This is a genomic window from uncultured Maribacter sp. (genome assembly GCF_947500405.1).
In the GTDB taxonomy this organism is placed as follows: domain Bacteria; phylum Bacteroidota; class Bacteroidia; order Flavobacteriales; family Flavobacteriaceae; genus Maribacter_B.
On sequence record NZ_CANMRY010000004.1, the window covers coordinates 21,033 to 40,574 of the forward strand.

The following is a 19,542-nucleotide window of genomic DNA, read 5'->3' on the forward strand; positions in this document are numbered from 1 at the left end:
AATGTTGTAAATGGGTTCTAATTCTTGCAAGGAAATTAGAACCCTTTTTATTTTATTTAAGGATTATTACTAATAGAAAAAGATGTAAGCTAAATATATTAAAAGTAAAATAGTAAAAAATATAGCTTTATAAATAGTGGTATAATCACGATGCTTATTTTTTTTGTCACTCAATATTTTTATAATAGCTACTACTAAGAAAAGAAACAGAGGTATACCGAAAAGTAATTTCTGTTCTTTAGTTTCAAAAATGAATAAACCAGTTAAAATTAATAAAATACCTATTGACGTAGTAGTGTTTATTATAACCTGAGGAATTATGCAATTAGTTTTATAATGAATAACATGAGCATGAATATGGCTCCTAATTTCTTTACTCAAGATTTCAAAACCTTCTAATTCATTTGGGATTTCTAATTTTTTATTTTTTGTTTTTAAAAGAACCCCAGATGTTACTTTATGAAAACTTAATATCTCTCTAAATTCAATACGTATGTTTTTTCCATTTGGAATTTGTTTTTCAATAGAACTACCAAAGAGCTCAAATTTTGTATCCGCAAGTATTTTTATTAAACTTTTTTTTCCTGAAAAAAAACCAGCTATAAGAAAAAATATTCCAATCAAAACAAACATATATAACAAATCTTTATTTTTTAAAAATTCATTATTTTCAATGTGATTTGCAATAATGAAAGCTGCAATTAGTGTACAAATTATTATCGGATATACCGATAACATTCTTATAGAAGCTATTTTGTTAATACTTTTTTCTTTGTAATGAAATACCACTTTAATATTATTTATTTTCAACCCACTTTCTAGCATTCTCAAAAGCCTCTAACCAAGGAGAAACTTCATCTTGTCTATTACTAGGGTAGTGCGCCCAGTTCCATGGGAAAGTAGAGCGCTCAAAGTGTGGCATAGTAACCAAATGGCGTCCAGTAGAGTCGCACATCATAGCCGTATTAAAATCACTACCATTAGGATTAGAAGGGTAACCTTCATGACCATATTTTGCTACAATTTGGTATTTGTCTTCACCGTATGGTAAGTTAAATTTACCTTCTCCATGCGATATCCAAACGCCTAGAGTATTACCCGCTAAAGAGGATAACATTACAGAATTGTTTTCCTGAATTTTAACCGATGTAAAGTTACTCTCGTGTTTGTTAGAATCATTATGTACCATTCTACCATGCGTTTCATGGTCTGGGTTAATTAAATCTAACTCCATAAATAACTGACAACCGTTACAAATACCAACAGAAAGTGTATCTGGCCTTGCAAAGAAGTTCTTAATTACAGCATTTGCTTTTTCATTATATTTTATGGCTCCTGCCCATCCTTTGGCGCTTCCTAAAACGTCCGAATTAGAGAACCCTCCAACAGCACCTAAAAATTGTATATCTTCTAGAGTTTCACGACCAGAAATTAAATCGGTCATATGTACATCCTTAACATCAAAACCAGCTAAATACATTGCATTTGCCATTTCGCGCTCAGAATTACTTCCTTTTTCTCTTAAAATAGCAGCTTTTGGGCGCTTTGTAGGTCTTGGGTTTAGTTTCCCATTAAAATTCTTAGGGAATGTATATTGTAATGCTTGGTTTTTATAATTGTCATAACGGTCTTTTGCTAAGTTGTTTGCCGTTTGTTTGTCATCTAATAAATAGGATGTTTTAAACCAAGTATCTCGTAATGAACTTACATTTAAGCCCATTTCCATACCACCGTTTTTAATCGTAAGCGTAGCTTCAGAAGAAACCGTTCCTATTTTTTTGAAATCGATATTAGCATTACTTAAAACAGTCTCAATGGAAGCATCCTTGACTTGTAATACAATACCAGAGTTTTCAGCAAAAAGGAGTTTAATAGTGTCTTGTTCGTTTAAAGAACTAAGGTCTAAATTGGCTCCTAGGTTAACATCTGCAAAACATAATTCTAATAAAGTGGTAATTAAACCACCAGAGGCAACATCATGACCTGCAAGTACTTGTCCTTCTTTAATTAAAGCTTGAATGGTGTTAAATACTGTTTTTACATACGCAGCATCTTTTACATTTGGTGCTTCATTACCAATGGTATTTAATACTTGTGCAAAGGAAGAACCACCTAGTTTAAAGGTATCTTGTGATAGGTTTATGTAGTATATATCTCCACCATCTTTTTGTAAAACAGGCTCTACGACCTTTGTAATATCATTACAGTTACCAGCAGCAGAAATAATAACCGTACCTGGAGAAATAACATCGCCATCGGTATATTTTTGCTTCATAGAAAGTGAATCTTTCCCTGTTGGCACGTTGATGCCTAATGCGATAGAAAAGTCAGATACCGCTTCAACAGCTTTGTATAAACGTGCATCTTCACCTTCATTTTTACAAGGCCACATCCAGTTGGCAGATAAAGAAACAGATTGTAATCCGTCTTTTAAAGGAGCCCAAATTATATTCGTTAACGCTTCTGTAATACTATTTTTACTTCCAGCAGCAGGGTCTATTAAAGCAGAAATAGGTGAGTGCCCTATAGAAGTGGCAATACCTTCTTTTCCTTTAAAATCTAGTGCCATAACGCCACAATTGTTTAAAGGTAGTTGTAATGGACCTGCACATTGTTGTTTGGCTACACGACCACCAACACAACGGTCTACTTTATTTGTTAACCAATCTTTAGAAGCAACAGCCTCTAACTGTAATACTTGCTCTAAATAATCATGAAAATTTTCTAATTTATATTTTGGTGCATCGTAAGTACGAGTTACTGTGTTATCTGTTAAAACTGTTTTAGGAGAGCTTCCAAAAATATCAGATAAAGCTACATCCATAGGTTTTTCCCCTGTGGTACTAGACTCAAACGTAAAACGGTCATCTGTAGTAACATCACCAACTTCGTACATTGGAGAACGCTCGCGTTCTGCAATTTCTTTAAGTAAGCTAGTATCTTCTTTACCAATAACTAATCCCATACGTTCTTGAGACTCATTACCTATAATTTCTTTAGCAGATAGGGTAGGGTCACCTACAGGAAGTTTATCTAAATCTATTTTTCCACCAGTTTCTTCTACTAATTCAGACAAACAATTTAAATGCCCGCCAGCTCCATGATCATGAATAGATACAATAGGATTTGCATTACTCTCTACCATTCCACGAATTGCATTGGCTGCACGTTTTTGCATTTCTGGATTAGAACGCTGTACGGCATTAAGTTCTATTGCAGAGCTAAATTCACCAGTATCTGCACTAGAAACAGCTGCGCCACCCATACCAATACGGTAATTGTCACCGCCAAGGATAACAATTTTATCTCCTTCTTCTGGTTTGGCTTTTATGGCTTGCGATGCTTTTCCATAACCAATACCACCAGCTTGCATAATAACTTTATCAAACCCTAAACGGCGAGGGCTGTCACTAGAGTTTTCTTCTTCTTTATGTTCAAAAGTAAGTACAGAACCATTAATTAAAGGCTGTCCAAATTTATTACCAAAGTCAGATGCTCCGTTAGATGCTTTTATTAAAATATCCATTGGAGTTTGGTATAGCCATTTGCGTTCCGCTAATCCATTTTCCCATTTTCTATCTTTTTCTAATCTAGAATAAGCTGTCATATAAACCGCTGTACCTGCTAATGGTAATGAACCTTGGCCACCAGCTAAACGGTCTCTAATTTCACCACCTGAACCCGTAGCAGCCCCGTTAAAAGGTTCTACCGTAGTTGGGAAGTTGTGTGTTTCTGCTTTTAATGAAATAACAGAATCGAATTTTTCTTCTTGGTAAAAATCGGGCTTATTTGCTGTTTTTGGTGCAAATTGTATTACTTCTGGCCCTTTTACAAAGGCAACATTATCTTTATATGCAGAAACAATATTGTTATGATTTTCTTGCGATGTCTTTTTAATTAATTTAAAAAGAGAAGTTGGCATTTGCACACCATCAATCACAAAATCACCATTAAATATTTTGTGGCGACAGTGTTCTGAGTTTACTTGGCTAAAACCAAATACCTCAGAATCGGTTAATTTTCTTCCTATTTTCTTAGAAACACTTTCTAAATAGGTTACTTCCTCATCACTCAAAGCTAGACCTTCTTGTTCATTATATGCAGCAATATCATCAATCTCTAATATAGGTTCTGGTTTAATATTTATAGTAAACATTTCTTGATGCAAGCTCTCAAACTTATGAGAAAGCATTGGGTCAAAATCTGTAAAATCTTCGGCTACATTATAAAATTCCTCAATACGAATTACTCCAGTAATTCCCATATTCTGGGTTATTTCAGTAGCATTAGTACTCCAAGGTGTAATCATAGCAGCTCTTGGACCAATAAAAAAGGCGTCTAGAGACGCCGCGTTTATTTTTGGTTGGTTACCAAATAACCATATTAATTTATTTGTAGTTTCTTCCGAAAGTTCAGCGGTAGTTTGTACTGCAAAAACTTTGTTTGTCGCATTCCCGAAAAAATGAATCATTGCGCTTCTTGTTGTTTAGTTTTAAGAAAGCACAAATTTACATTTTTTTAATCTAAGAAATCAATCCTATTAATCAACAATTTTGTGATAATTGTTGATTACTTTTTGAAATATAAAAGGCTTAACTGTTTTCTTTTTTTAACAATGCCATATAGAAACCATCATACCCGCTAGTAGAAGCAAAAATCTTTTTGTCTTTTACTAATTGAAAGCTTTTACCTTCATCAGAGGTCAAAAAGGATTTTACTTGTTCAATATTTTCTTGTGGTAAAATAGAACAAGTAGCGTATACCATTTGCCCGCCTGGTTTTACTATTTTACTATAACTACGAATAATTTCTTTTTGCGTTGCTATAATTTTATCTACAAATTCTGGCTGTAATTTCCACTTGGCATCTGGATTTCTTCGTAAAATTCCTAAACCAGTACACGGAGCATCAATTAAAACCCTATCTGCTTTACCGTAAAGCTTTTTAATTACTTTGGTAGAGTCAATATGTCTGGGTTCAATATTATGCGCTCCTGCACGTTTTGCTCTACGCTTTAATTCTTTTAATTTATTGGCATAAATGTCTAGGGCAATTAATTGTCCTTTGTTTTCCATAAGAGCAGCTAAATGCAATGTTTTTCCTCCTGCACCAGCACATGTATCTACAACACGCATTCCAGGTTTTACCTCTAAAAACTCAGATACCAGTTGCGAAGAAGCATCTTGCACCTCAAACCAGCCATTTTTAAAGGCATCACTAGTAAATACATTTCCACGTTCTGCTAACTTTAAAGCACTTGTATATCCTTTTATAGCATCTGAGTCAATACCATTTTCTAAAAGGTTTTTGCGTAATTTTTCTTTAGTAGTTTTTAATGTATTTGCTCTTAAAATAACATCTGCTTGTTGGTTTAAAGCAGTGGCTTCTTTATCCCATAGTTTTTCTCCTAAAGATTTTTCGCAAAGTTCATCCATCCAATCTGGAATAGACTCTTTATATTTTCTTGTTTTAGAAAGTTCATCAAACCTTCCTTTAATTTTTCTTTCTGGTGTTGGCTCTAATTGTTTCCAATCGGGTAATTTTATACCTCTAAGAATGGCCCAAACAGCAAATAAACGGAATAAGTTAGGTCTAGAATATGGTGCTTTTACTTCTGCAATTTCAGAGTACAAGCGTTTCCAACGAACAATATCATAGGTAGTTTCTGCAATAAAGCCACGGTCACGAGAACCCCAACGTTTATCAAACTTTAAAACTTTTTGTACTACTTTATCTGCATACTCACCTTCATTAAAAATTAAATTTAACGCGTCTACAACTGCAAAAACAAGATTTCTGTGTAATTTCATCACTTAAAAAATAAGGGTGCAAAGGTATTGTATTAGAAGTGAATAGACTTATTTTTGATAAAATTAATCTTCATGAAATTTTCTTTTCCAATTTTATTATTTGTGTTGCTTTTATTTAGTTGTCATCAAGAAAAGAAAAAAACGACTTTTTCTTCTGTGCAAGTAGAGGTTATATATGAGGATTCTGTTAGTATAAGAGCTATTGAGATTATGGAAAATAGTTTAGCTTTTGCTGCGGACAAAGGTGTTTTTGGTTCTGTAGATTTAGCAACAAATAATAATGTACGACTAAATGCTATAGATTTTGAAGGTAAGAAGCCTCATTTTAGGTCTGTTTCGCATACAAATTCCGATTTTTTTATGCTTTCTATAGGAAGTCCGGCTCTGTTATATAAAACCGGTGATGCAGGAAAAATGGAATTAGTGTATAAAGAAGAAGGAGAAAATGTTTTTTATGATGCAATGACTTTTTGGAATTCTAAGGAGGGAATAGCCGTTGGCGATAGCAATAATGGTTGCCTCTCTATATTAATTACAAGAGATGGTGGTAAAAGTTGGTCTAGAATTCCTTGTGAAAATTTGCCAGAAGAAGTAGGAGAGGAAGGGGCTTTTGCTGCGAGTAATACTAACATTAAAGTGCAAGGAGATAAAGCTTGGATAGCTACCACAAATAGCAGGATTTATTATTCTGAAAATAAAGGAGTTAGTTGGCACGTTTTAGCAACTCCTATTCTAGGAGAAAAGCCCACACAAGGCATTTATTCTTTAGATTTTTATGATGCTAAAATAGGAGTTGCTATTGGAGGAGATTACACCAACCCAGAGTCTAATACTAGGAATAAAGCAATAACAACAGATGGTGGTAACACGTGGAAATTAATAGCGAAAAATAAAGACCCTGGCTATAAAAGTTGTGTGCAATTTGTTCCTAATTCTAATGGGAATGAAATTGTTGCTATAGGTTTTACAGGGATTTCTTATTCTAAAAATAGAGGAGAAAGTTGGCAACAACTTTCCGAAGAGTCTTTTTATACAATTCGTTTTGCAAATGATACTATTGCTTATGCTGCAGGGAAAAATAGAATTGCAAAACTAAGTTTTAAATAAAAAAAAGAAGCTTATTAGCTCCTTTTAAATACTTTATCTATTTTCTGATTTGTGTTTTTTTCTATATTGATGTAGTAGTTTTCTTTTAAACCCAGATTCTGATTGTAACATAATAAATGTTTTTTTGGCAGAAACTACTTTTCTAATATCTTGAATTAATTTTTCTTCTAATACATGTTTTTGTTTGTTTAAAGAAATTTCCAATTCTAAAAGTTTACTTAGCTCTTTTTCAGATAATTTATCTATTTCTCTTAACTTTTTATAAATTTCAGACCTTTGTTGCATTCTTATTTTCTCTACTTTCTCTTCATGAGCATTATATACAGGCCAAAATTTTTGCGCTTCATTACTAGTTAAGTCTAACTTCTCTGTTAAATAAGCAATTTTTAATGCTTTTATCTTTTCGTGGTCGGGTTTGCGTTGTGCAAAAATGCTAGTAGCAATTAATAACACAGCAACAAATATTGTTTTTTTAATAATCATAACTGTCTAAATTAAATTCGTTAAAACTATCTAGTTCATCTTCTAAATAGTCAATAATATTTTCTTCATTTATTCCAGCGTCTAATATATCGGTAATATCTAAATTATCTATAGGAACTACTTCGGCAATTTCATAACTAGAAAAGTTTAAATCGGTATATTCAATATAAGAATCTATATCAGCATTAGCTATATCTTCTATACTGTAATCTACTGTTTTATTTAAGTTTATACCAACAAAGAGTAAAACAATAGCTGCTGCAATGGCAGAGTAATAGTATTTTTTATACGATTGTATAGCAATTACCTTGGTAGGTTTTTCTTCTAATTTATCTGAAATATTTTTATGTAAAGTGTCAAAATAATCCTTGGGTACTGTAAAGCCTTCTTTGTTAGGTATTTTGCTTTCTTCTGAAGTAGCAATTTTATTTAACAGAGAATCGTTAAAGTTTTCCAGATAATCTTCTGGAAGCCTGAATCCGCTATTTTTATTAGGTGCTTTCATGGTATTTATTAGACTTCTTTTTTTGTAAAGGTTTAATTTTCTTTTATATACGATTCAATTTTTTTTGATGCAAGATGGTAAGAAGCTTTTAAAGCTCCTACAGAAGTTTCTAATACTTCAGATATTTCTTCGTACTTCATTTCATCAAAATACTTCATATTAAAAACTAACTTTTGCTTTTCTGGTAATGTTGCAATCGCCTTTTGCAATTTTAATTGAATTTCATCGCCCTCAAAATAAACATCAGATTCTAAATTATTTAACAGTGTTTCTTGTAACGCAACGCTACTAACCCCCATTTTTTTAGATTTCGATTTTAAAAAGGAAAGCGATTCATTGGTCGCAATTCTATACATCCAGGAATAAAGTTTGCTATCTCCTTTAAAGTTAGTAATGTTTCTATAAACTTTAATAAATGTATTTTGTAAGACATCATCGGCGTCATCATGATTTAATACAATACGCCTTATATGCCAATACAATCTTTCTTTATAGGTGTTCACAAGCTTTTCAAAAGCCCTTGCCTGGGTTTCAGTTTGCTTTAATTCCTCTAATAAAGTTTGCTCAGCAATCAATAGTTTTAATTTGCGTTCTATGCTTAGACTACAAAGGTAGTAAAAGGTTTAACTGCTTACCCTAAAATGTTTATTTCCATGTAGTTATTGATTAAAGAAAAATAACTAAAGTTTTTCCTTTATTTTTTAAAAAGATTATTAATCAGTAAAAATAAGAGGGTGACATTTGTCTGTGAAATCTTTCACATCTTTTGCTGTAAGAATATAGGGGTAGGACATTAATAGTAATTGTAAAGGTTTTTGACCCTTTTTTGAAGCTGGAACTTCGTAATAATGCTGATTGAGTTTAAAGCCAATTCTTTCGTAAAATTTTATTCTACGTTTATTGATAGAGGAATTAGGAAGTTCAACCTCTAACAGGATAGGTTTATTGCTAGCCTCAATAAAATTTTCAAGAATTAATTTACCAAAACCCTTATTTCTTTGTTGTGTAGATGTTGCAAAATGGTCTACGTACTTTAGTGTTTTAAAACCCACCATAAAAGAAAACCTATGAATTCATTTTTATCCATCAAGACATCAAAATGATAATTTGATTTTTTCATTATATGAGTTTGCGTGCTTAGTAATCGCCGTTCTTCTGGAGGGAAGGCATGCTCATATAGCTCCCAAGCTTTGTTGAAATAATTATCTGATATATTATTAAGTCTTACTTGAATCATTAAAAGATTTGTTTCTTATGTGTAAATAGGAAGTAATGCTTAGCCCAAAGACTGCATTGCTACCAATTTTTTGTATACGCCATTAGCAGCTAAAAGCTCTTGGTGTGTTCCTTGTTCTACAATTTCTCCTTTTTGTAAAACCACTATTGTATTTGCCTTTTGTATCGTAGAAAGACGGTGCGCAATAACTATAGAAGTGCGGTTTTGCATCATTTTGTCTAATGCATCTTGCACTAAACGTTCACTTTCGGTATCTAATGCAGATGTAGCTTCATCTAGAACCATTATTGGTGGGTTTTTTAAAACCGCTCTTGCAATTGATAAACGTTGTTTTTGTCCGCCACTTAATTTATTTCCGCTGTCTCCAATATTAGTATCATATCCATTAGGGAGTTCTGAGATAAAATCATGTGCATTAGCAATTTTAGCGGCTGCTATAATTTCTTCTTCGGTAGCATTTTCTTTTCCTAGACCAATATTATTTTTAACGGTATCATTAAATAGGATAGAATCTTGAGTAACTAATCCCATAAGTCCACGCAAAGACTTTTTAGTAAGGTCTTTAATATTATCACCATCAATAGTAATGGCACCTTGGTTAACGTCATAAAAACGAGTAACTAGGTTTGCAATGGTACTTTTTCCACTACCGGATTGTCCAACTAAGGCAACTGTTTCTCCTTTATTTACGGTAAGATTAAAATCTTTAAGAACATATTCCTCTTCATATTTAAAAGAAATGTTTTCTAATTTTACTCCAGTAGTAAAGTCTTGTTTGTTTATAGCATTAGTAATTTCTGAAATAGGATTTTCTGTTTCTAATATTTCTAATACTCTTTCTGCTGCGGCATTTCCTTTTTTAACGCCATAAGAGGCTTTGCTAATTGCCTTTGCAGGAGTAAGAATATTATAAGCTAATCCCATATAAGCAATAAATAATTCAGGTTTTAGGGTTTTTTCTACCAAAACCATTTGACCACCAAACCAGAGGATAACACCAATTGCTGCTATTCCAAAAAACTCGCTTGTTGGGGAAGCTAAATTTTGTCGGTTTAATAATGTATTTGAAAAGTTGAAAAAACGTTTTGTAGAACGTTGAAATATACTAGAGAATTTTTCTTCAGCATTAAAAGCTTTAATAACACGTAAACCACCTAAAGTTTCTTCTAGAATGGATAAAAAAGCTCCTTGTTCTTGTTGTACTTTATCCGATTTTCTTTTTAAAGATTTTCCTAATAATGAAATTAAAAAACCAGAAATTGGTAAAAAGATAAAGACAAAAATGGTTAGCTTTACACTAATGGAAACCATTGCTATAATAGTAAACAATATAGTTAACGGTTCTCTAATGATTAATTCTAATATGGAAAGAAACGAGTGCTGAATCTCTAAAACATCTGTAGTTATTCTAGCAATTGTATCTCCTTTTCTTTTTTCAGAATAATAGGATAATGGTAATTCTACCGTTTTTTTGTACAACTCATTTCGGATGTCTTTTAATACACCATTTCTTAGGAAGGTAATAAAATACATAGCTAAGTAATTAAATAAGTTTTTAAGAAAAAACATAGAAATTACTAAGGCAACCATAAAAATTAAAGCGTCATTTTCTCCTTGACCAGCTTTTTGGGTAACAAAATAACTTAGGTAATCAAAAAGATACTCCTTTGCATTAAATAGACCTTTCCAATGTGGTTTTGTATGTATAGCTTCTGTTTGTTTAAAAATAACAGATAACATTGGAAATAAAGAAACCATTGCCAAAGTGGCAAACAGCGCATAAAAAATATTAGATATAATATTTAATATTGCATAACTCCTATAGGGTTTAGCAAAGCGGAGTATCTTTTTAAAATACTCCATTAACCTAATTTAAGTTCACTTACAATGCGGTTAATTTTTGCATCTAATTCTGCATCTACAGTCTTAAAATCTTCTGCTTTGTTAAGAGAAGTATTAATACTAAAATAGAATTTTATTTTAGGTTCTGTTCCACTAGGTCTTGCTGCCATTTTGGTACCATCTTTTGTAATGTAAATTAATACATTGGAAGTAGGAATATCTATAGGTGTAACTTTTCCAGTTTCAAGATTAGTAGAAGTAGCGGTATTATAATCTTCTACAGTTACAACTTTAGAGCCATCTATTGTAGCTACAGGATTTTCTTTAAAGTCTACCATCATTTGTTTAATTTCCTCGGCACCAGAAATTCCTTTTTTAGTTAAAGAAATTAATTTTTCTTTATAGAATCCAAAATCTACATAACAATCAATTAAGTCTTTAAAGAAAGAGCTCCCATTTGCTTTTGCATTAGAAGCAATTTCACAAGCAAGTAGGGTAGAGGTAACGGCATCTTTATCACGAACAAAATCACCTACCATAAAACCAAAGCTTTCTTCGCCACCACCAACAAAGTCTTGATTAGGGAAATCTTTTATCATTTTTGCTATCCATTTAAAGCCAGTTAAACCAACTTTATATTCAACGTCATAAGCTTCTGCAAGTTTTCCCATCATTGGTGTAGAAACAATAGTAGAGCCAATAAACTCATTCCCATTCATTCCTTTAGCTTTACGTTGGTCTAAAAGAAATTTGGTCATTAATATCATGGTTTGGTTTCCATTTAAGATTTCCATATTGCCATCTAAATTACGAACGGCAATACCTAAACGATCACTATCTGGGTCTGTACCAACAACCATGTCTGCCCCAATTTCTTCTGCTTTTGCAATAGCCATAGATAAAGCCTCTGGCTCTTCTGGATTAGGAGAAATTACTGTTGGGAAATTACCATCTGGTTTTGCTTGCTCTTCAATAATAGTTACGTTATTGTAACCAGCTCTTTTTAAAACTTCTGGAATTGCAGTAATTGAAGTACCGTGTAACGAAGTAAAAACAATTTTAAAATCATCTTTTCCTTTCGCATTAAAGTTTCCGTTTGCTACAGAGGCAGAAATGAAAGACTCATCTGCTTCTTTGTCAATTAATTCAATTAAACTTGGATTAGCATCAAACTTAATATCCTCAAAATTTAAATTATTTATTTCAGAAATTATAGCGCCATCTTGCGGTGGTACAATTTGTCCGCCATCTGTCCAATATACTTTATAACCATTATATTCTGGAGGGTTGTGAGAGGCTGTTAAAACAATACCTACATGGCAATCTAAATCACGAACTGCAAAAGAAAGAGCAGGAGTAGTTCTTAATTCAGAAAAAAGAAAAACTTTAATACCATTGGCAGAAAATACCTCCGCAACTGTTTTTGCAAGAGTATCACTATTGTGTCTGCAATCGTAAGCTATAACTACTTTTAATTCTTCACCAGCATATACTTTTTTTAAGTAGTTAGATAAACCTTGGGTGTTTTTTCCTAAGGTGTATTTATTAATTCTATTTGTTCCTACGCCCATTACGCCGCGCATACCACCAGTACCAAACTCTAAGTTTTTATAAAACCTATCTTTAAGTTCTTCGGTATTATTGTTTTGTAATTCCTCTATTTCTTTTTTTGTATCGGCATCAAAAAAGTCTGACTGCCAGGTTTTTACCGTATTTAAATATGCTTCCATAATTTGTAAGAATTTTACCTCAAAAACTTGATTTTCGGTTATTTATTAAATTTTTTTAAATTTACTTCTTCAGAAATATTGTATCTAGTTTCATTTGTTTTGGAGCGAACAATTATTTCTCCTATAAACCCAGCTAAAAATAATTGAGTTCCTATTACCATAGCAATTAAGGAGATAAAAAATTGCGGTCTGTCTGTAATTAATCTACCAGTTTTGTTAATAAACAATTTATCTATTCCTAAATAAATAGCAAAGCTAAAACCTATTATAAACATTAGCACCCCTAAAGCGCCAAAAAAATGCATTGGTCTTTTTCCAAATTTAGACACAAACCAAATAGTAATTAAGTCTAGAAAGCCATTAATAAAGCGTTCCATCCCAAATTTGGTTTTACCGTATTTACGAGCTTGGTGGGTTACAATTTTTTCTCCAATTTTTGCAAAACCAGCATTTTTTGCCAGAACAGGAATGTAGCGATGCATTTCGCCAGATACTTTTATGTTTTTTATAACTTCTTTTTTATAGGCTTTTAAACCGCAATTAAAGTCGTGCAGTTTTACTCCGGAAGTTCTTCTTGCCGCCCAATTAAATAATTTGGAAGGCATGTTTTTTGCAATTATAGAATCGTATCTTTTTTTCTTCCAACCAGATATTAGATCAAACCCTTTATTTTGTATTAGCTGGTAAAGTTCTGGTATTTCTTCTGGGCTGTCTTGTAAATCGGCATCCATGGTAATAATAACCTCTCCATTAGCAGCATTAAATCCTGCGTGTAAAGCCTGCGATTTACCATAATTTTTAAAGAAACGTATGCCTTTTACATTGGGGTTTGTGTTAGCTAATTTGGAAATAATATTCCAGGATTCATCAGAGCTACCATCATCAATAAAAAGAATTTCATATAAAAAATGATTGGATTGCATAACTGTAACAATCCAATCATGAAGTTCTTTTAGCGATTCTTCTTCGTTAAGTAATGGTATAATAATAGATAATTGCATTCGCTATTTTAAAAATCTATCCCAAAAATACGAACTTAGTTCAGAATTTCTTCTTTTTTCAGAGCTAATGCAGGAATTAATGAAAAAATAAAGCCAATAAAAACGCTAAAAACTAAGCCAATTAGTACTTGCATCATAGGAGTACCCATTTTTTTTCCCATTTCCATTTGGGCATCTATTTGTTCTTCCGTCATTTTAGTAGTAGCTAAGAGTTGTTCTTTTTGAAAAGCCATGGCTTTTTCCATCATATCTGGGTCAATTATATTAGCCATTAGTTGGTTAAAGACAATACCAATAATTCCCCCTATAAGGCAAATTCCAACTCCAACTTTTAGTCCTTGCCCAAAAGTCATATACCCTCTATTGGCTTTTTTAAATTGATACATACCTAATATTATTGCAATTAAAGTTAATGCAAGACTAACTATCATTACAGGTAAACCTCCTTGGTAATGCATATCCATAGAGTATAACATTAAGGCAAAAATTACACTAACAGCCCCTAAAATAAGGCCATAGGTTAAGGCAAATGAACCTGTTTTAATTTTTTTTTCTTCCATTTTCTAAATATTTTTGGTTGTTATTAGTGTGTTAGTTGTATACATTGATAATTTGTTACAGGTAAAAGTAAAATAATTTATTTTTATTTTTTGATGATTTAGATTGTCAATTTCCAAAAAATAATTAAATTTGCAGCTCTTTAAGAGAAAAGTATTTAAAGTTATAAGTGATGAGAAAAGGTATACACCCTGAAAATTATAGATTAGTAGCGTTCAAAGACATGTCTAACGACGAAGTGTTTTTAACAAAATCTACTGCGGATACAAAAGAAACTTTAGAAGTGGATGGCGTTGAATATCCTTTAGTAAAATTGGAAATTTCAAGAACATCTCACCCATTTTATACTGGTAAAGCTAAATTCTTAGATACAGCTGGTCGTATTGACAAGTTTAAGAATAAGTACAAGAAGTTTTCAAAAGTTGAAAAGAAAGAAGAGGAATAGCATATTTCACTTTTATAATATACTAGCGCCCTCGGTAATTTTTATCGAGGGCGTTTATTTTTTAATTTTATTAAAATTAAACGCATGAATTATATTCTTTTTGATGGAACCGTTAGAGAAGCTTTATTTCCATTTACATTAACCAGGCCAGTTGCAGATATTCGTGTAGGGATTCTTACTATTAGAGAAAAATGGGAAAAGTACTTGAATACAACAACCACTACAATTACGGAGGATTATTTAGAAGAAAAATATCCTATGGTAGAAATGGATGAAAATATTTTATTAAATAGTTCATTTATACCAAACAAAGAAATTGTAGCCTTGGTAAAAGGGTTAAAAGAAAACGAAGCCATTTTTTATAACGAAGATGTTGTTGCTTTTTTCACTAAAGATTCTCAAGAAGATGTAGATTTTTCAAACTACAAGCATATAGAGTATAATGGAGGTGTTTTACGTATAGAAAACACATGGGATATTTTTTCTAAAAACGCAGAAGCTCTGCAGGCCGATTTTGATTTTATTACAGAAGGAAGAGAAAGTGAACCAATATCGGATACAAACAGAGTAATAAATCCAGAAAATATTTTTTTAGAAGAAGGAGCAAAAGTAGAGTTTGCAATATTAAATGCTACAGATGGTCCTATTTATGTGGGTAAAGATGCTGAAATATGGGAAGGTAGTATAATTCGTGGTGCTTTAGCTTTATGTGAGCATGCTACTGTAAAATTAGGAGCAAAAATTTATGGAGCAACAACTGTAGGGCCGTATAGTAAAATAGGAGGAGAGGTAAATAATTCTGTAATTTTTGGGTATTCTAGTAAAGGTCATGATGGTTTTTTAGGGAACTCAGTGTTAGGAGAGTGGTGTAATTTAGGAGCAGATACTAATAACTCTAACCTTAAAAATAATTATGCTAAAGTAAAATTGTGGAATTATGCGTCAGAGAGTTTTGAACAAACTGGACTGCAATTTTGTGGTTTAATGATGGGAGACCATAGCAAAACAGCTATAAATACAATGTTTAATACAGGTACTGTAATTGGTGTAAATACAAATGTTTATGTGCCAGGATTTCCTAGAAATTTTGTACCAAGTTTTAGTTGGGGAGGAGCTAATGGTTTTACTAGTTATGCCACTAAAAAAGCATTTGATGTTGCTAAAGTTGTAATGGCTAGAAGAGGTATAGAATTCACTGAAATAGATGCTAATATACTTAGTAGGGTTTTTGAACTTACTGCAAAATGGCGTAAATATTAGTAATGAAAAAGAAAGTAGCTTTCTATACATTAGGTTGTAAACTAAATTTTTCTGAGACCTCTACTATCGCTAGAGATTTTACGAAAGAAGGTTTTGAGCGTGTAGAATTTTCAGAGCCTGCAGATATGTATGTAATAAATACATGTTCTGTTACGGAAAATGCAGATAAAAAGTTTAAAACTATAGTAAAGCAAGCACAAAAAGTTAATCCAGAAGCATTTGTTGCAGCTGTTGGTTGTTATGCGCAATTAAAGCCAGAAGAATTAGCATCTGTTCATGGGGTGGATTTAGTTTTAGGAGCAACGGAAAAATTTAAGATAACAGATTATATAAATGACCTTACTAAAAATGATTTAGGAGAGGTGCATTCTTGTGAAATTCAGGAGGCAGATTTTTATGTTGGTAGTTATGCTATAGGGGATAGGACTAGAGCTTTTTTAAAAGTGCAAGATGGTTGTGATTATAAATGTACTTATTGTACAATACCTTTAGCAAGAGGTATCTCAAGAAGTGATTCTGTGGCTAATGTGTTAAAAAATGCTGCAGAAATATCGGCTAAAGGGATTAAAGAAATTGTACTTACGGGGGTTAATATAGGAGATTACGGAAAAGGAGAGTTTGGGAACAAAAAACATGAACATACTTTTTATGATTTAGTACAGGCATTAGACACTGTAAAAGGGATACACAGACTAAGGATATCTTCTATTGAGCCAAATTTACTTAAAAATGAAACGATAGATTTTGTTGCAAAAAGTAATTCTTTTGTGCCTCATTTTCATATTCCATTGCAAAGCGGTAGTGATGCATTGTTAAAACTTATGAAACGTAGGTATTTAACTAATTTGTATGTAGATAGAATAACTAAAATTAAAGCAACAATGCCAAATGCATGTATTGGGGTGGATGTAATTGTTGGTTTCCCTGGAGAAACAGAGGAGTTGTTTTTAGAAACCTATAATTTCTTGGTTACTTTAGATATATCTTATTTACACGTTTTTACGTACTCAGAAAGAGAAAATACCGAAGCAGCCTTAATGCCTAACGTGGTTCCTAAAAATGTAAGGCATAAGAGGAGTAAAATGCTTAGAGGTTTGTCAGTTAAGAAGCGTAGGGCATTTTATGAGAGTCAAATAGGGCAGGAGTTAACTGTGCTGTTTGAAGGGGAGAATAAAGAGGGATATATTCATGGTTTTACAGAGAATTATGTAAAAGTAAAAGCGCCATGGAATCCAGATTTAGTAAATACATTGCGTGCCGTTACTTTAACCAAGATTGATGAAGATGGTTTAGTAAGGTTTAATTTTAAAGAAAATAAAATTACAGCATAAAAAATGTCCCGATACTAACTATAATTGGGACTTTTTAATTTCTTAATCTAAAATTTAGATTCTAATACCTATAGGAAGCATTCCTTTGTATTGTCTGTTTTTTCTAAGAAAACCAGCAATTTCTGGACTTGTAGGAACAACTCTTAAATTCTTTTCTTGAATGGTATTTAAAACAGCTTTAATGAAATCTTCTTTAAAACCTTCTTTAGAAACACCTTCAGGAATAACAAGCTTAGTTAAAAAAACTTTTCTTTCTTGGGAAGAATATTCAATTTTTGCTAAATGCCCCTGAATAGTAGTTTCAAATTGGCGCAAGAAACTGTTGTCGTTAATTTCTACTTCATTCATATAGTTATGATTTTAATTTCTGGTCTTTGTTAAAAATTACAATGTTCTTAAGTTGTAATTTTACATACATTTACAAGAAATAACACTTTGTATAGTGTATGTAAATGTGCAAGATTCAAAGTTACTAAAAAAAAAGCTAAAATCCTAGTTTATAGCTATTCAGGTTCATATGGAAGATTCTTTAATTCATGTTTATTTAATGCCAGGTATGGCCGCAAATCCATCCATATTTAAAAGTATAAAATTACCAGAGAATAAGTTTAAAATACACTGGTTAGAGTGGTTTGTACCAGATAAGGGAATGTCTTTAAAAGCTTATGCAATTAAGATGTGTGCTATGATAAAGCACCCTAAACCTGTCTTGTTAGGTGTTTCTTTTGGTGGTATGTTAGTGCAAGAAATGGCACAGTATATAGATTTTAGAAAAGTAATAGTAGTATCTAGTGTTAAAAGTAAAGCGGAGTTACCAAAAAGAATGTTATTTGCAAAATATACTAGAGTACATAAGTTGCTGCCAACGGGTTTGGTTACTAATGTAGAGTTGTTAGCTAAATATGCTTTTGGTGAAACTGCTACAAAACGTTTGGCTCTCTATGAAGAATATCTTTCAGTAAGAGATAAACGTTATATAGATTGGGCAATTGACCAAATAATAAATTTTAATCCTAAAAAAGAGGTTAAAGGTATAGTTCATATACAAGGAGAAAAAGATCCAGTTTTTCCAATAAAAAACATTAAAAAATGTATTTCTGTAAAAAATGGGACGCATACCATGATAATTCACAGAGCTAAATGGTTTAATGAACAACTACCTACAATTATTTTGGAATAAGAAAGTTGTATTAATACCTTTGGGTAACAAACTATAGATAATAATTATGAAGATTTTAAAAAATATACTAATGCTTTTGGGTGTTGTATTTGTTGTTAGCACTTTAATATTTGCTGTACAAGATGAGAATAAAACACAGGAACTTAAAAAAACTATTGAAGCAGAAGAGACTGTAGATAGATCTTCTTATAGAATTACGGCTATAGATATACCTGCGGATTTAAATTTTGCAAAAGAAGTAGTGCCACAAAAGGATCCAGAAATTATGGAGCGTGTAGATCGCGAATTTTTGGTAAATACCTACTGGCAGTCTAACGCTTTGCTTTTAATGAAAAGAGCAAACAAGTATTTTCCAGTTATAGAGCCTATTTTGGCTAAAAATGGTATTCCAGACGATTTTAAATACTTAGCAGTAGCAGAAAGTGCGCTTACCAATGTGGTTTCTCATGCAGGGGCAACAGGTTTTTGGCAAATAATGAAAGGAACAGGAAAAGAATATGGTTTAGAAATAAATTCTAATGTAGATGAAAGGTATCATTTAGAGAAATCTACACAAGTAGCTTGTGATTATTTAAATAGATGGTATAAAAAGTATGGAAGTTGGACACTTACTGCAGCTGCTTATAACGCAGGTCCTGGAGCAATAAATAAGTACTTAGGAATACAAAAGGTAGACGATTATTATGATTTGTTATTAGGGCAAGAAACAGGAAGGTATGTTTTTAGAATTATGGCAATAAAAGAAATATTATCTAACCCAAATAAATATGGTTTTGATATTGAGAAAGATGATATGTATTCTGCAATACCAACTTTTAAAGTAGAGTTGAATGAGCCAGTAGCTAACTTTGCAGATTTTGCATCTAAATATGAGATTAATTATAAGATTTTAAAGCGGCATAACCCATGGTTAAGAGAGGCGCACTTAAATAATGCCTCTAGAAAAAAGTATGTATTAGAAATTCCTAATAAAGGATATTATAAAGCAATGTAAAGTTGTAGTTTGATAAAACAAAAAGAGCCTTCATTTTGAAGGCTCTTTTTGTTTCTAAG

18 protein-coding genes are annotated in these 19,542 nt (G+C 32.0%); 6 read left to right on the forward strand and 12 right to left on the reverse strand.

Annotation, left to right across the window (positions count from 1 at the left end):
* Positions 1 to 69: 69 nt before the first annotated feature.
* The 3 genes from Q0945_RS06475 to Q0945_RS06485 all read right to left on the reverse strand — a co-directional run bounded on the left by Q0945_RS06475 (position 70) and on the right by Q0945_RS06485 (position 5,810).
* A complete protein-coding gene (locus Q0945_RS06475) occupies positions 70 to 810 on the reverse strand; it encodes a hypothetical protein (RefSeq protein WP_299432308.1) in 741 nt (246 codons plus the stop codon).
* Complete coding sequence (gene purL, locus Q0945_RS06480) at positions 797 to 4,471, reverse strand: phosphoribosylformylglycinamidine synthase (RefSeq protein ID WP_299432311.1); 3,675 nt, start codon at positions 4,469 to 4,471, stop codon at positions 797 to 799. Before purL ends, Q0945_RS06475 begins: the two co-directional genes overlap by 14 nt.
* 121 nt (positions 4,472 to 4,592) lie before the next feature.
* On the reverse strand, positions 4,593 to 5,810 hold the full coding sequence (locus Q0945_RS06485; RefSeq protein WP_299432314.1) for a methyltransferase domain-containing protein: 1,218 nt from the start codon (positions 5,808 to 5,810) through the stop codon (positions 4,593 to 4,595).
* 72 nt (positions 5,811 to 5,882) lie between these two features.
* Here Q0945_RS06485 and Q0945_RS06490 point away from each other — a divergent pair, with 72 nt between their 5' ends.
* Positions 5,883 to 6,917, forward strand: coding sequence for an oxidoreductase (locus Q0945_RS06490; RefSeq protein ID WP_299432317.1), 1,035 nt, complete (start codon positions 5,883 to 5,885; stop codon positions 6,915 to 6,917).
* A gap of 33 nt (positions 6,918 to 6,950) precedes the next feature.
* Here the strand turns inward: Q0945_RS06490 and Q0945_RS06495 are convergent, their stop codons facing one another.
* The 8 genes from Q0945_RS06495 to Q0945_RS06530 form a co-directional block, all read right to left on the reverse strand.
* Positions 6,951 to 7,400 carry a hypothetical protein gene (locus tag Q0945_RS06495; protein ID WP_299432320.1) on the reverse strand — a complete coding sequence of 150 codons (450 nt, stop codon included), beginning with the start codon at positions 7,398 to 7,400 and terminating at the stop codon, positions 6,951 to 6,953.
* Positions 7,390 to 7,905 carry a hypothetical protein gene (locus Q0945_RS06500; RefSeq protein WP_299432322.1) on the reverse strand — a complete coding sequence of 172 codons (516 nt, stop codon included), beginning with the start codon at positions 7,903 to 7,905 and terminating at the stop codon, positions 7,390 to 7,392. The genes Q0945_RS06495 and Q0945_RS06500 overlap by 11 nt, the downstream gene beginning before the upstream one ends.
* Before the next feature lie 32 nt (positions 7,906 to 7,937).
* Entirely contained in the window at positions 7,938 to 8,480 is a 543-nt protein-coding gene (locus Q0945_RS06505; protein WP_299432325.1) for an RNA polymerase sigma factor, read from the reverse strand.
* Between the two features lie 138 nt (positions 8,481 to 8,618).
* Positions 8,619 to 8,960, reverse strand: coding sequence for a GNAT family N-acetyltransferase (locus Q0945_RS06510; protein WP_299432328.1), 342 nt, complete (start codon positions 8,958 to 8,960; stop codon positions 8,619 to 8,621).
* Between the two features lie 221 nt (positions 8,961 to 9,181).
* On the reverse strand, positions 9,182 to 11,005 hold the full coding sequence (locus Q0945_RS06515; protein WP_299432331.1) for an ABC transporter ATP-binding protein: 1,824 nt from the start codon (positions 11,003 to 11,005) through the stop codon (positions 9,182 to 9,184).
* Complete coding sequence (locus tag Q0945_RS06520) at positions 11,005 to 12,714, reverse strand: phospho-sugar mutase (protein WP_299432334.1); 1,710 nt, start codon at positions 12,712 to 12,714, stop codon at positions 11,005 to 11,007. The genes Q0945_RS06515 and Q0945_RS06520 overlap by 1 nt, the downstream gene beginning before the upstream one ends.
* Before the next feature lie 38 nt (positions 12,715 to 12,752).
* The gene (locus Q0945_RS06525) at positions 12,753 to 13,715 is read right to left on the reverse strand and encodes a glycosyltransferase family 2 protein (protein WP_299432337.1); all 963 of its coding nucleotides are present in this window, start codon (positions 13,713 to 13,715) and stop codon (positions 12,753 to 12,755) included.
* 35 nt (positions 13,716 to 13,750) lie between these two features.
* Positions 13,751 to 14,275: a DUF4199 domain-containing protein gene (locus Q0945_RS06530; RefSeq protein WP_299432340.1), complete on the reverse strand. Its 525-nt coding sequence runs from the start codon at positions 14,273 to 14,275 to the stop codon at positions 13,751 to 13,753.
* 170 nt (positions 14,276 to 14,445) lie between these two features.
* Here Q0945_RS06530 and Q0945_RS06535 point away from each other — a divergent pair, with 170 nt between their 5' ends.
* From Q0945_RS06535 to mtaB, 3 genes are all read left to right on the forward strand, one after another.
* Positions 14,446 to 14,718: a type B 50S ribosomal protein L31 gene (locus tag Q0945_RS06535; RefSeq protein WP_298486639.1), complete on the forward strand. Its 273-nt coding sequence runs from the start codon at positions 14,446 to 14,448 to the stop codon at positions 14,716 to 14,718.
* Positions 14,719 to 14,802: 84 nt separating this feature from the next.
* The gene (locus tag Q0945_RS06540) at positions 14,803 to 15,978 is read left to right on the forward strand and encodes a GlmU family protein (RefSeq protein WP_299432345.1); all 1,176 of its coding nucleotides are present in this window, start codon (positions 14,803 to 14,805) and stop codon (positions 15,976 to 15,978) included.
* A gap of 2 nt (positions 15,979 to 15,980) precedes the next feature.
* Positions 15,981 to 17,309, forward strand: a complete 1,329-nt coding sequence (gene mtaB / locus Q0945_RS06545; RefSeq protein ID WP_299432348.1) for a tRNA (N(6)-L-threonylcarbamoyladenosine(37)-C(2))-methylthiotransferase MtaB — start codon at positions 15,981 to 15,983, stop codon at positions 17,307 to 17,309.
* Between the two features lie 54 nt (positions 17,310 to 17,363).
* Here the strand turns inward: mtaB and Q0945_RS06550 are convergent, their stop codons facing one another.
* Positions 17,364 to 17,657, reverse strand: a complete 294-nt coding sequence (locus Q0945_RS06550; RefSeq protein WP_299432350.1) for a GNAT family N-acetyltransferase — start codon at positions 17,655 to 17,657, stop codon at positions 17,364 to 17,366.
* A gap of 169 nt (positions 17,658 to 17,826) precedes the next feature.
* On the opposite strand from Q0945_RS06550, the gene Q0945_RS06555 reads away from it, so the two are divergent.
* Positions 17,827 to 18,489 (forward strand): alpha/beta hydrolase, encoded by a 663-nt coding sequence (locus tag Q0945_RS06555; RefSeq protein WP_299432353.1) that lies wholly within the window; start codon positions 17,827 to 17,829, stop codon positions 18,487 to 18,489.
* A gap of 46 nt (positions 18,490 to 18,535) precedes the next feature.
* Complete coding sequence (locus tag Q0945_RS06560; protein ID WP_299432356.1) at positions 18,536 to 19,483, forward strand: lytic transglycosylase domain-containing protein; 948 nt, start codon at positions 18,536 to 18,538, stop codon at positions 19,481 to 19,483.
* The last annotated feature ends 59 nt before the right edge of the window (positions 19,484 to 19,542 follow it).